This window comes from Pseudidiomarina mangrovi, assembly GCF_003999375.1.
Classification (GTDB): domain Bacteria; phylum Pseudomonadota; class Gammaproteobacteria; order Enterobacterales; family Alteromonadaceae; genus Pseudidiomarina; species Pseudidiomarina mangrovi.
The window spans coordinates 111,240-123,785 of the sequence record NZ_RJLC01000016.1 but is presented as its reverse complement, the minus strand read 5'-3'; the positions used below and the strand labels follow the sequence as shown (position 1 = coordinate 123,785).

Here is a 12,546-nt window from a genome sequence, read left to right as displayed (position 1 = left end):
CAAACAAGCTTTAGTGGCGGTGTGGAGGACGATCGAGTGGAGTGTTTGAATAATGCGGTGCAGTGGTCAGCAGCTGACTACGCACACTATCAGGATTGGTTTGCACAGAGCGGCTAGCGGTCAGTAAACCCGCGCTACTGGCATGACAAAAATGCTGACAATCGTTGCAACTGTTGTCGCAATCGACGTGGTTTGCGGATAACGATTCAGTGCTCTGTATACCCGTTGCATCGCCCTCTGATGGGCAGCAGGCATGGTCACTCTCAGCCATATTCTCAGCCATATTCTCGGCCATAGCCATCGGCTCGGCAGTCTCACTTGGCAGCGGCATAGCAAAAGCTGCCGGGGGCGCAAGCGACCCCAGCAGCAGTATTACCATGAGCATGCGTAGCAAGATAATCATGCCAGCAGTATAGGCTCAACGCGCGAAATTACCAAATTTTCACGCGATTTTCTGGCGCAACGTACATGGCATCCCCTTCTTTCACCTCAAAGGCTTCATAGAAGGCCGGTACGTTCACCACGGTACCGTTAACGCGGAAGTTTGGTGGTGAGTGCGGGCCACGGACCACTTGGGTACGCATAGCTTCATCACGCATTTTGTTTTTCCACACCTGCGCCCAGCCTAAGAATACGCGCTGTTGACCGGTATAGCCGTCTAACACTGGCGCTTGTTTGCCTTGCAGTGAGTTCATGTAGGCACGATATGAAATGGTTAAACCAGCCAAGTCGCCAATGTTCTCACCCAATGCCAAGTTGCCGTTGATGAACAGGCCTGGTAATGCTTCGTAGGTTGAATATTGCTCGGCCAGTTTGTTAGCACGCAATTCAAACGCTGCGCGGTCTTCGTCAGTCCACCAGCTGTTCAGGTTGCCATCGCCATCGTACTTGGAACCTTGGTCATCAAAACCATGGCCAAGTTCATGCCCGATAACCGCACCGATACCACCGTAGTTGACCGCATCTTCAGCGTTCATATCAAAGAATGGTGGTTGCAAAATACCGGCAGGGAAGACGATTTCATTACGCACTGGGCTGTAATAAGCATTCACTGTTTGCGGCGTCATGCCCCAATCTTCCGCTTTCACTGGCTGGCCAATTTTGCCCACTTCTTCAGCAAAATCAAACGCTGCCGCGCGTTTGTAGTTGCCGACCAAATCATCTGCCACAACTGTCAATGCTGAGTAATCACGGAACTCGCTTGGATAACCAATGTACGGTGTGAATTTGCTCAATTTTTCCAGGGCTTTGGCTTTGGTATCGGCAGTCATCCACTCGAGGTCTTGAATGGATTCACCGTAAGCGGTGATCAAGTTGCCGACCAACTCTTCCATACGGGCTTTAGCCGCTGGCGGGAAGTGTTTGGCCACATACAGCTCGCCTAAGGCTTCACCGAGCACACCATCGGTGGCGTCAACAGCACGTTTCCACAATGGCTCTTGCTCTGGCGTACCGTTCAGTACTTTGCCGTAGAATTCAAAGCGACGGGTGGCCATTTCTTCAGTCAGTGCGCTGGCGAAACGGTCAGTGGCTTTAAACGTCATATAGTTCTTCCAGCTGGCTACGCTAATATCAGCAAAAGCAGCACCGAAAGCTTCAAAATAAGACGGTTGGCGAATAATCGCTTCGTTGATACTTACGCCCATTGAGCCTAAATAGCTGGCGAAATCAAAGCTACCGAATAACGCCTGCACTTCGGCGATAGTCTTTTTGTTGTAGGTTTTGTCAGCGTTACGGCTTTCTACCCGAGTCCACTGAATTTCAGCCAATTGGGTTTCAAGCGCCATAATGTCAGCAGCGGCTGCCGTTGCATCAGCGTGGCCAGCAAAGGCTAGAATATCAGCAACATAGGCTTGATAAGCGTTACGAATTTCGACGAACTTCTCGTCTTCGCTGAGGTAATACTCGCGATCAGGCAGGCCTAAACCTGACTGTGACATGTAAACCGCGTTGATCTCTGGGTTCTTGGCATCAGCATTGACCCAGAAGCCGAATGGTGAGCTGATACCCAGTTGACCAAGTTTAGCCATTTCGGTGGCAACGTCTTGATGGCTGCTGACTTCAGCAATGCTAGCCAGTTCTGCAGCAATCGGCTGAATACCCAAACCGTTGCGGCGCTCAACATCAATGTAGCTGTTGTAGAACGCACCAATTTTAGCGGCATTGCTACCTTCAGCTTGTTGCTGTGCAGCAGCTTCTTCAATGATGGCACGCAAACGCGCTTGGTTTTCATCACGTAAGTCTAAGAACGCGCCAATGCGCGATTGGTCGCCCGGCATTTCGGTGTTGTTGAACCAGGTGCCGTTCACGTACATGAACAGGTCGTCTTGCGGGCGCACATTGGTATCAAAGTTTTCCAGCACTAAGCCTGAGGTTAATTGTTGTTGTACTTGCTCAGTTTGGCTCGTCTGTGTTTCGGTGCTTTGCGGTGAGCAGGCAGCTAGGCCTAAGGCCAGTGCCACGCTTAACGCGATGGTGTTGATTTTTTTCATAGTAGTCCCCGTAGTGTATTCACTGAATGATTTCTACGCATTCTTCACGCGCTTTTAACGTGCCCTAACATAGCCGATCGCTGCCAGTCGAACAATAAAAAACCGGCCCATGCAGCGCACAGACCGGTTTATTTATCGCATCTTTACTATTTCAAGCTGCGATTATTTCTTCTTCACTGCCTTTTTGTTCGGCAGGTCAGTAATTGAGCCTTCGTACACTTCTGCAGCTAAGCCAATCGACTCATGCAGGGTTGGGTGAGCATGCACGGTTAAGGCGATATCTTCGGCGTCACAGCCCATTTCAATGGCTAAACACACTTCGCCCAGCAACTCACCGGCGTTCGGGCCGACCATTGCGCCACCAATAATGCGGTGGTTTTTGTCGAACAACAACTTGGTCATGCCATCGGTAGCGCCTTGGGCAATGGCACGGCCAGAGGCTGACCATGGGAATACCGCTACTTCGTAGTCGATACCTTGCTCTTTGGCTTCTTTCTCAGTGAGGCCAGCCCACGCTAATTCTGGGTCGGTGTAGGCAATAGAAGGAATCACTTTCGGGTCAAAGTAGTGTTTCTTGCCAGAAATGACTTCAGCAGCAACATGGCCTTCGTGCACCGCTTTGTGCGCTAGCATTGGCTGACCGATGATGTCACCAATAGCGAAGATATTCTTCACGTTGGTACGCAATTGCTTGTCCACTTCAATAAAGCCACGGTCAGTGACCTTCACGCCAGCTTTTTCAGCAGCCAATTTCTTACCGTTTGGTGCACGGCCAACAGCCACCAACACAGCGTCATATTTAACCGGGTCTGTTGGCGCTTTGTCGCCTTCAAAGGTGACATAAATGCCATCTTTTTTGGCTTCAACTTTGGCCGCTTTAGTGCTTAACATGATGTTGTCGAACTTCGACTTAATCATCTTCATGTAAGCTTTCATAATGTCTTTGTCAGCCGGTGGGATCAGCTGGTCGGTCATTTCGACCACGTCCACGGTAGCACCTAAGGCGCTATATACCGTACCCATTTCTAAACCGATAATGCCGCCACCTAAAATCAGCATGCGCTCAGGAATAAAGCGCAATTCAAGGGCTGCGGTTGAATCCCAAATACGCTCGTCATCGTGTGGTACGAATGGCAATTTGATCGACTGTGAACCGGCGGCAATAATAGCGTGCTCAAAGTTCACTAAGGTTTCTTTGCCGTCTTTGTCGGTGACTTTTAATTGCTTGTCGCTGACGAACTCACCGTTACCGGTGACCACTTGCACTTTCCGCATTTTCGCCATTTGTGCTAAGCCGCCGGTTAAAGTGCCGATGACTTTTTCGTCTTTGTGTTTACGAATTTTGTCTAAGTCGATTTTCGGTGCAGCAAATTCAACCCCTTCAGCACCCATGTGCTTGGCATCTTCAATATGCTTGGCCAAGTGCAACAAGGCTTTTGACGGGATACAGCCAACGTTTAAGCAGACGCCGCCAAGCACGTTGTAGCGCTCAACAATAACAGCCTCTAAGCCTAAATCAGCAGCACGGAAGGCAGCCGAGTAGCCGCCTGGGCCTCCGCCTAGAATCACTACTTGGGTATTCACTTGATTGCTCATGACGACCTCTTTTCGAATAAATGCATTGGGTTGTTACCACAGATGGGGCGCATTATAGCAGCCCCAGCGTGGATTGTTTACCCTCGAAACGTACAACTTCTGTAGTAGTTGCTGTTATAAAACCAATTTACGGATATCGCCCAAAACGGCGCTCAAATACACGCTAAAGCGCGCTGCCACGGCACCATCAATCACCCGATGGTCATACGACAGGCTCAGCGGTAACATCAACCGTGGTACGAACTCTTTACCGTTCCACTGTGGCTTCATATCGCTCTTCGAAACCCCTAAAATAGCTACTTCAGGAGCGTTGACGATAGGCGTAAAGGCAGTACCACCAATGCCACCTAAGCTGGAAATCGAAAAGCAGCCGCCTTGCATATCGGTCGCTTTAAGCTTGCCATCACGCGCCTTGGCACTGATTTCAGCGAGCTCTTCGGAAAGCTGGTAGATGCCCTTCTGATCAACATCGCGGATCACCGGCACAACTAAGCCATTTGGCGTGTCCACGGCAATACCAATGTGCACGTATTTCTTCATGATCAGGCTTTCGCCATCTTCCGCCAGCGATGAATTGAACACTGGGTAAGCACGCAGGGCTTTCGCCGCAGCTTTCATAATGAACACCAACGGGGTGATCTTGATGCCGTTTTTCTGCTTCGCTTGCAGCTCGTTTTCCTGCTTACGGAACGCTTCTAACTCGGTGATATCGGCTTCGTCAAACTGCGTGACGTGTGGAATAGTCACCCAGTTGCGGTGCAGATTGGGGCCCGAAATCTTCTGAATGCGGGTCAATGGCACCTGCTCGATCTCACCGAACTTGCTGAAATCGACCTTCGGTTGTGCAATCACTTGCAAACCACCGCCACCTTGGCTGGTGTTGGTGCTGGCAGTGGCTTTCGGACGTGATAATTCGTATTTGACGAACTCTTGCACGTCTTCTTTCATGATGCGCTGCTTACGACCGCTACCATTGACCTTATGCAGGTCCACACCAAACTCACGAGCCAAACGACGTACCGCCGGTGAGGCATACGCCACACTTTCTTCGCTGCGGGCTTTGCGGTCCATCGGGTGGTCCGGTACCGGTGGCTGCTTGCGGGTTTCGTTTGCGGCTGGCTGGCTAGCTGCTGACTCGGCTGCAGAGCTGTCGGAGCTGCTGTCGGCGCTGCTGTCGACACTGCTGTCTGAGCTCGCTTCGCTGCTAGCGTCAGCGCTGGCATCGGCCACTTTCAGGGTGATCACTAAGCTGCCCTGCTTAACCTTGTCACCGGTTTTCACCGCCACTGATTCCACCGTGCCGGCATGTGAACTTGGCACATCCATGGTGGCTTTGTCGGTTTCTACGGTGATCAGGCCCGCTTCAGCATCAATGCTATCGCCGACGCTGACCAATACATCAATGACGTCTACTTCGCCGTCCGTACCGATGTCAGGTACCGTCACTTCAATGGTTTTGCTGGCGGCTTTCGCTGCTGGCTTGGCTTCGGCTTTCGGCTCTTGCTTCGGCTCTGGCTTGGCTTCAGCTTTCGGCTCTGGTTTAGCGTCGACTTTGGGCTCAGCTTTTGGCTCAGCTTTCGCTTCGGCCTTCGGCTCAGCCGCAGCCTCTGCCGCTTCAAACAGCGCCAGCAAGTCACCTTCGTTGATCTTGTCGCCGACTTTGACTTTTAGCTCAGCCACAACACCAGCAAACGGTGCCGGGATATCCATCGAGGCCTTATCGCTCTCAACGGTGAACAGCGCGTCTTCAGCATTCAAGCTATCGCCTGGGCTGACCAACACTTCAATGATTTCAACTTCTCCACCCACATCAGGGGCGAACACTTCTTTACGATTTGCCATGATGGCCTCCGCTCCTGATGATTAGGCGTACAATGGGTTCGGTTTATTGCTATCAATGCCAAAATCGCTGATGGCTTTGGCCACCACTTTGGCATCAATGCTACCGGCTTTGGCTAGCTCGCTGAGCGCGGCCACCACAATGTACTGCGGATTCACTTCAAAATGCCGGCGCAGATTTTCGCGGCTATCTGAGCGACCGAAACCGTCCGTACCTAATACCCGGTAAGCCGTTGGTACCCACGCACGAATCTGGTCGGCATAGAGTTTCATATAGTCGGTGGCGGCAATGGTTGGCCCTTTGGCGTCTGCTAACAGCTCACTGACATAAGCGGTTTTCTGCTTCTTGCCCGGGTTGAGCATGTTGTGACGGTCTACGTCTAAGCCATCGCGCGCCAACTCGTTAAACGAGGTAGCACTGTAGACCTTGGCGGTGACGCCAAACTGCTCGGCCAAAATAGCTCCGGCCGCGCGTACTTGCTGCAAAATGGTGCCTGAACCGAGCAACTGCACTTCGTGCTTAGCAGCTTTGGCTTTGTGGGTTTCGAGCAAATACATGCCCTTCAAAATACCCTCTTCTACGCCTTCTGGCATTTCTGGTTGCACGTAGTTTTCGTTCATCACGGTGAGGTAATAGAACACGTTCTCTTGCTCACCATACATGCGCCGCAAGCCATCTTGCACAATCACTGCCACTTCGTAGCCGAAGGTTGGGTCGTAGGTAATACAGTTGGGTACGGTGTTGAACAAGATATGGCTGCTGCCGTCTTGGTGCTGTAAGCCTTCGCCATTCAATGTGGTACGGCCTGCGGTACCGCCGACTAAGAAACCACGGGCTTGGCTATCACCGGCTGCCCATACCAAGTCGCCAACGCGCTGGAAGCCGAACATCGAGTAGTAAATATAGAACGGGATCATCGGCTCGTTGTTGGTGCTGTAGCTGGTTGCTGCCGCCACCCACGACGCCATAGCACCCAACTCGTTGATACCCTCTTGCAGTACCTGGCCTTTCTTATCTTCACGATAATAAGCCACTTGATCCGAGTCTTGCGGCTCGTACTTCTGGCCTTGGCTCGAGTAGATACCAACCTGACGGAACAAGCCTTCCATACCAAAGGTACGGGCTTCGTCTGGGATAATCGGCACAATGCGCTCACCGATTTTCTTATCTTTCAGCAATGCGGTCAGTACCCGCACAAAGGCCATAGTGGTCGAGATTTCACGGTCGCCCGAGCCCTTGGTCACTGCTTCAAAGGCTTTCAACGATGGGATCTCTAAATCCACATCGGTTTTTGGCCGCCGCACCGGCATAAAGCCGCCTAGCGCTTGACGGCGCTCAACCATGTACTTGTATTCAGCGCTGTCCTCAGGGAAGCGGTACAACGGGATATTTTCTAAGTCGCTGTCTTTAATTGGAATGTTAAAGCGATCACGGAAGTGCTTGATGGCTTCCATATCCATTTTCTTGACCTGGTGGGCAATGTTCTTGCCTTCACCGGCCGCGCCCATGCCATAGCCTTTGACGGTTTTGGCTAAGATAACCTGTGGCCGGCCCTTGGTATTCACCGCACGGTGATAGGCGGCATAAACTTTCACTGGGTCATGGCCGCCCCGGTTCAAGCGCCAAATGTCTTCATCAGACAAGTTCGCCACCATGGCTTTGGTTTCTGGGGTTTTACCAAAGAAGAACTCGCGGGTGTAGGCGCCGCCTTTAGCTTTATAGTTCTGGTATTCGCCATCCACGCTGTCTTGCATGATTTGCGCCAGCTTGCCTTCGGTATCGCGATACAACAGTGGGTCCCAATAGCGGCCCCAAATCACTTTAATCACTTCCCAGCCAGCGCCACGGAAGGTGCCTTCTAACTCTTGAATGATTTTGCCGTTACCACGCACTGGGCCATCGAGACGCTGCAGGTTACAGTTGATCACGAAAGTCAGGTTGTCCAAGCCTTCGCGAGTAGCCAAACCAATGGCACCCAAGCTTTCTGGCTCATCCACCTCGCCGTCACCCATAAAGCAGTACACGCGCTGATTGGAGCAATCTTTGATGCCACGGTCAGTGAGGTACTTGAGGTAACGCGCTTGGTAAATGGCTTGAATTGGGCCGAGGCCCATAGATACCGTGGGGAACTGCCAGAAATCAGGCATTAAGTGTGGGTGTGGGTATGACGACACGCCGCTGCCATCCACTTCTTGGCGGAAATTGTTCAGCTGTTCTTCGCTAATGCGGCCTTCTAAGAAAGCGCGCGCATAGATACCCGGTGACACGTGACCTTGCACGAATAAAAAATCACCGCCATCTTGCTCAGTGGGCGCACGGAAGAAATGGTTAAAGCCGACATCGTACAACATCGCCGACGAGGCAAAGCTAGAAATGTGACCGCCCAGCTCAAGGTCTTTCTTCGAGCCACGCAATACCATCGCCAACGCGTTCCAGCGAATCGCCGCACGAATACGTGCTTCAATGGTATGGTCGCCCGGTACCGTTGGCTCTTGGCTAGTCGGAATGGTGTTCAGATAGGCGGTGGTGGCCGTGTAGGGTAAAAATGCGCCACTCCGGCGGGCCTTTTCAATCAAGGTTTCTAATAAGAAGTGGCCACGCTCAGCGCCATCTTCTTCTAACACCACCTCAAGCGCGTCTAACCATTCCCGCGTTTCTTGTGGATCGATGTCGTTTTGTAAGTGATCAGTCATACTCTTTCCTTACCCTATCTGAGTTCGACGCAGCGACCGCTGAATACGCGATTGTTCGCGATTCGAGGTGAGCAACGCATGTTCGATAAACGCCAGCAGCTGGTGGCAAGCATCACGCGCTTGCTCCGGCTCACCGGCGGCAATGGCAGCCACAATGTGGCGCCGATGTTCATGAAGTTGCTGGATGATGCCCGGCTTATGGGCCAAGTCACCCAGGTTCTGTTGAATGTTTTTCAGCAAGATAGGCTGCATACTGCGCACCAAATGCAACAGGATCACATTGTGTGACGCTTCGCAGATACGCAGGTTAAAATCGGCCAAGGCTTGCGCCTGCTGTGCCAGCTCAACACTGCAGTCATCGGCAATGTTAGCAAAGGCAGCTTCAATAGCGGCTAAGTCGGCTGGGGTGCCGCGCATGGCCGCATAGTAGGACGAGATACCCTCAAGCGCGTGGCGAAACTCCAGCAAATCAAATTGTGATTCGGGGTGTTGAGTCAACAGCTGTAACAGCGGCTCAGCCACACGTTGCTGTAAGTTATCGCAGACATAGGTACCGCCGCCTTGACGACGGTCAAGCAAACCGCGGGCTTCAAGTTTTTGAATGGCTTCGCGCAGGCTGGGGCGGGATACTGAAAATTGTTGGGCAAGATCGCGCTCAGCGGGCAAGCGCTGGCCCGCTGGTAAGGTACCGTCGACAATCATGGCTTCGATACGGGCCATGATCACATCCGACAATTTGGTCTGCTGAATACGCTCAAAGGTCATGCGAATTAAACTACCTCACTGATTTTGGTAAGACCAATTACCCAAAGTGTGAATTAGTGTAATCGAACTTAGCGCAAAACCCAAGCAAGATCGTTGCCTGAGTGTGCGCTTGATCCTTAAGGCAACCAGTGCACAATGGTCAAAATAGCCACTAACACTAAGAAAAACAGCATATTGCGTTTTAATAGCGCGACAGTGGTCAGAGCAGTTTGCTGGGCATCCTGCGCTTCATCAGCAGCCGCATAGGGTTCAGCGGCAGCCACTAGGCGGCTTGCCACGGTAAAGTTGTCCTGTGGCTGATTGCCAATCGAATTGAGCCAAATTGGGAAACCTTGGCTGAAATTACCCACCAGTAAAAAGCCAAACCCCATCACCCGCGTTGGCAACCAGTCGATAATCTGATGCAGGCTGCGCCAACTACTGGTGCGCGGCTGACGCATATCGCGAATAGTGGCGTACACCAACGCACCGGTAATGCCAAATAACAGAAAGTAGAAGAACACCGCAAAGTAATAGCGCAAATGAATATAGGTCAGCACTTCAGCAACGCTAGCCGATTCATCACGGCCAATTTGGTGGCGCAGCGTGCGCGCGTGTTCAGCCATCGCAACATGGTCGGGTTCACCGCGGTCATCGGCAATACCAGCGGCCAAGTACCCGCGATAGGCGTTGCGCACTTTTGGCAGCAAAATCGCCAGCAACAGCCCCGCCACGCTGACGATAAAAGTCACTAAGCTATTACCCAACAGCGCCAGCACAAAGCCAATCAATAACGCCGGAATAATAGCCCAGACTAAATGCCCTAAGCCGTGCGCACGAAACTCGGCAATTTTATGATTGGCAAACTGCCAATGTTGCCAGCGTAAGATCAATCTTCGCCAATGCCAATTGCGGCTGATTTGCACCGTCCGCTCTAACGAATAGGTCAACAAGAGTGCTAACAGATACATGGCAAAACTCCTACAAACGGTGGAGACATTGTTGAAAATAGGCCCAATCAAAGGCTGGGCCAGGGTCGGTCTTACGCACCGGAGCAATATGTTGATGGCCGACAATACGCTGCGCGGTCAACTTTGGATAGTGTTGCAATAGCTCATGGGCGACCGCTGCTAGCACCTGGTACTGGCTATCAGTGTAGGCGGCGTGGTCGGTTCCCTCAAGTTCTATACCAATCGAATAGTCATTGCAGCGATTGCGCCCAGCATAGTGCGATTTACCTGCATGCCAGGCGCGCAAATGAAACGGTACATACTGCAGTAACTCGCCATCGCGGCGAATCAAGCAGTGCGCTGAAACGCGCACGCCATGCAGGTACTGGAAACGCTCATCGTGAACGGTATCGAGCGTACCCATGAACAGCTGGTCGATGGCCGGTCCGCCAAACTCGCCAGCCGGTAAGCTAATACCGTGCACCACCAGTAGGCTGATATCCTCTGGGTCGGGGCGATCATCGTAATGCGGTGATGGCCGTTGGGTGGCGGTACTGAGACAACCGTCGCTGATCATAGCTCTGCTCTCTTCAATGATGCGGCTCATCCTAGCCTGTTTGATGCCTTGCGGTAAAGTCAGCGCGAGGTTTACAATGGCCGCCTATTCGAATCTGCAAGGATTGTTCCGCAATGACCGCAACTCTTACCACTCGCGTGCTTCCCGAATTGCTGCAGCGCGACCGCGTTGCCATGGTGACTCAAGCGCTGGCTGAAGACCTCAATGGGGTGCAGGCTCAGCATGACCTGACCGCGCAATTGATCCCCGCCGAGCAGCAGGTGTGGGCAACGCTGATTACTCGCGAAGCCATGGTAGTGTGCGGCTGTGCTTGGGTGGACGAGGTCTTTGCTCAGCTCAATGCGGCGGTGCAACTCGATTGGCTGGTGCAGGATGGTGACCACATTGAAGCAAACTCACCCTTGCTGCATGTGCACGGTTGCGCCCGCGATATCCTCACTGCCGAACGCACTGCAATGAACTTTTTACAGACCTTATCAGCGGTGGCAACCACTACTGCCAGCTATGTTGCTCATTTAAAAGGCAGTCAGACGCAATTATTAGATACCCGTAAAACAATTCCTGGGCTGCGTACTGCGCTCAAATATGCAGTCACCTGCGGTGGCGGTTTTAACCATCGTGTTGGGCTCTATGACGCCTATTTGATCAAAGAAAATCATATTATGGCCTGTGGTGGAATCGCCGCTGCTGTCAGCCAAGCGCGGCAGCTCAACCCAGCCGTACCGGTTGAAGTAGAAGTAGAAAATCTTGAGGAATATCAACAGGCTTTAGATGCTGGCGCAGATATCATCATGCTCGATAATTTTTCTATCAGAGACATACACCAGGCCGTTGCCAGCCGCCGTGGTCACAGCAAATTAGAGGTTTCTGGCAATATTACCGCCGAGCGTTTAACCGAGCTGGCGGCAACTGGGGTTGATTATATTTCGTCCGGCGCCCTAACAAAAAACATACAAGCCATTGATCTTTCACTACGGGTCAATAAAGTTTAGCTATTGACCTTGTACAACAATCTGCTATGTTTGAAGGGCAGTGCGCTACCGTGGCATGAGGCGACGGTGTGCCAGGCAGTGCTTTAAAAGGCAAAACCGTCGTGAGGCGGTGACGCAAACCCTCCGGTCCAACGTCATGGCAACATATGCTTATGTACATTGGATAGCGGGGCTGCAGGCTAAGGTCTGGTGGATGGAGTGGCTTCTCGACTGTACTATTTTGGTTATGTCGCGTTAGCAAACCACGGATTCTTTCGGCTAGTGCAGGTGAATTGTTGTAATGTGTGTGGCATTACGACAAGGAATGCCACACTAAAGTACAACAATAACGATAACTTAGTTTTTCGGGAGATTTTTCATGAAAGCGAACTTACAACGCGGCTTTACCCTAATCGAATTGATGATCGTTGTGGCGATCATCGGTATCTTGGCAGCAGTTGCCATTCCTATGTACAGTGACTACACCCAGCGTGCGAAAGCTGGTACCGGTATGGCTGCATTAGCCTCTTACAAAACCGGTATCGCTATGTGCTACCAGAAGAAAGGTCTCTTCAATGCCGATAACTGCAGTACTGCAGGTCAAGACGGTATTCCTGCACGTATTGATTTAGTGGGTGGTGAAGTTTCGGTTACTGGTATTCGTTCAGCAACTGTCGGTACGG

9 protein-coding genes, 1 pseudogene and 1 riboswitch are annotated in these 12,546 nt (G+C 51.8%); of the genes and pseudogenes, 2 read left to right on the top strand and 8 right to left on the bottom strand.

Translation table 11 applies throughout. From position 1 onward, the window contains the following. Positions 1 to 10: 10 nt before the first annotated feature. The 8 genes from EFO84_RS08655 to ampD form a co-directional block, all read right to left on the bottom strand. A complete protein-coding gene (locus tag EFO84_RS08655; RefSeq protein WP_127347660.1) occupies positions 11 to 331 on the bottom strand; it encodes a hypothetical protein in 321 nt (106 codons plus the stop codon). Positions 332 to 431: 100 nt separating this feature from the next. Further along, a complete protein-coding gene (locus EFO84_RS08650; protein ID WP_127347659.1) occupies positions 432 to 2,492 on the bottom strand; it encodes a M13 family metallopeptidase in 2,061 nt (686 codons plus the stop codon). Between the two features lie 162 nt (positions 2,493 to 2,654). Continuing rightward, positions 2,655 to 4,088: a dihydrolipoyl dehydrogenase gene (lpdA, locus tag EFO84_RS08645; RefSeq protein ID WP_127347658.1), complete on the bottom strand. Its 1,434-nt coding sequence runs from the start codon at positions 4,086 to 4,088 to the stop codon at positions 2,655 to 2,657. Between the two features lie 114 nt (positions 4,089 to 4,202). Continuing rightward, entirely contained in the window at positions 4,203 to 5,930 is a 1,728-nt protein-coding gene (gene aceF / locus EFO84_RS08640; protein ID WP_127347657.1) for a dihydrolipoyllysine-residue acetyltransferase, read from the bottom strand. A 21-nt stretch (positions 5,931 to 5,951) separates the two neighbouring features. After that, positions 5,952 to 8,621: a pyruvate dehydrogenase (acetyl-transferring), homodimeric type gene (gene aceE, locus EFO84_RS08635; protein WP_127347656.1), complete on the bottom strand. Its 2,670-nt coding sequence runs from the start codon at positions 8,619 to 8,621 to the stop codon at positions 5,952 to 5,954. A gap of 9 nt (positions 8,622 to 8,630) precedes the next feature. Continuing rightward, complete coding sequence (pdhR, locus tag EFO84_RS08630; RefSeq protein ID WP_127347655.1) at positions 8,631 to 9,386, bottom strand: pyruvate dehydrogenase complex transcriptional repressor PdhR; 756 nt, start codon at positions 9,384 to 9,386, stop codon at positions 8,631 to 8,633. Between the two features lie 116 nt (positions 9,387 to 9,502). Further along, positions 9,503 to 10,336, bottom strand: coding sequence for a regulatory signaling modulator protein AmpE (gene ampE / locus EFO84_RS08625; RefSeq protein WP_127347654.1), 834 nt, complete (start codon positions 10,334 to 10,336; stop codon positions 9,503 to 9,505). A gap of 10 nt (positions 10,337 to 10,346) precedes the next feature. Further along, entirely contained in the window at positions 10,347 to 10,922 is a 576-nt protein-coding gene (gene ampD / locus EFO84_RS08620; RefSeq protein WP_431355327.1) for a 1,6-anhydro-N-acetylmuramyl-L-alanine amidase AmpD, read from the bottom strand. A 143-nt stretch (positions 10,923 to 11,065) separates the two neighbouring features. On the opposite strand from ampD, the gene nadC reads away from it, so the two are divergent. Both nadC and EFO84_RS11950 read left to right on the top strand, forming a co-directional pair. After that, positions 11,066 to 11,884: a carboxylating nicotinate-nucleotide diphosphorylase gene (gene nadC, locus EFO84_RS08615; RefSeq protein WP_240642680.1), complete on the top strand. Its 819-nt coding sequence runs from the start codon at positions 11,066 to 11,068 to the stop codon at positions 11,882 to 11,884. Between the two features lie 79 nt (positions 11,885 to 11,963). Then, positions 11,964 to 12,064: riboswitch (cyclic di-GMP riboswitch) on the top strand. Positions 12,065 to 12,242: 178 nt separating this feature from the next. Beyond that, positions 12,243 to 12,342: pseudogene (locus tag EFO84_RS11950) on the top strand (pilin); the annotation flags it as partial. Positions 12,343 to 12,546 lie beyond the last annotated feature (204 nt).